Raw genomic sequence first — 484 nt, forward strand, 5'->3', positions numbered from 1 at the left:
CATCTGGAATCCGCGCCCTCGCACATTCGCCTTTAGTGACCAGGCAGTCATACTTCCGGCAGCGCTGCGCGTGCCGAAGCCCACCTCTTAAAACCATTCGCTGCGTTTTCGCACTCACGTTTCCTTTGGCACAGTGGCGCGGCGTGTATCGTGTTTAGCTCCGCCGTCTCTTGCTCTTGCTCTTGCTCGTGCTCGTGCTCGTGCTCGTGCTCGTGCTGGTGCTGGTGCTGGTGCTGGTACCTTTTTCGCCGGGGCGCATGGCCGAGGCGAAGCCGATGGCTCCCGCCGCGCCCAACCGGAGTTCCTGGTTTCTCATGCAGACCCATCCGCGACGCACGCAGTGCGGAGTGGGTGCTGATGAGCGCTTTGTCACTCACGTTGAATGTGCGAGGGCACGGATTCCAGATGCACCACTACCCCCTCCAAGCCAGGGGACCCGCTTAAGAATTGGCGGTTTGAGCCGCTTTCTCTTGCCTACTTCTCT

1 pseudogene is annotated in these 484 nt (G+C 60.5%); it reads left to right on the forward strand.

The features are described from left to right. Positions 1-170: 170 nt before the first annotated feature. Positions 171-484: pseudogene (locus tag PQR53_RS38885) on the forward strand (hypothetical protein); the annotation flags it as partial.

The sequence above is a fragment of the Paraburkholderia fungorum genome, assembly GCF_046027605.1.
In the GTDB taxonomy this organism is placed as follows: domain Bacteria; phylum Pseudomonadota; class Gammaproteobacteria; order Burkholderiales; family Burkholderiaceae; genus Paraburkholderia; species Paraburkholderia fungorum_F.